Raw genomic sequence first — 255 nt, forward strand, 5'->3', positions numbered from 1 at the left:
TTCCCAATCCTTTATTTGTCTGAAAAGGTACAACAGTTGCAAAGCTCTACGCCGTAAATTTTTTCAATTGATTCCTTTATGTATTTAAGTTGTTTTGAGTAGTTTAGAGCGATGTCTTGATAAATTTTCCTTTCATCTTCACTGCAATAATCGATACATTGAGCAATTTTCATTAAATCAGCTTTAACTTGATTATATTTCTTAACTTTTTCTTCGATAATATCCATAGTTTTAACCTCATTTATTGTGAAATGG

Annotated in this window: 1 protein-coding gene; it reads right to left on the minus strand. The window is 29.4% G+C overall.

The features are described 5' to 3' along the window. Positions 1 to 11: 11 nt before the first annotated feature. Positions 12 to 255: hypothetical protein (locus AAIE21_RS29510; RefSeq protein WP_343269888.1), on the minus strand; the 244-nt coding region annotated here is incomplete at its 5' end.

The organism is Paenibacillus sp. 102, from assembly GCF_039549175.1.
GTDB lineage: Bacteria > Bacillota > Bacilli > Bacillales > Bacillaceae_G > Bacillus_A.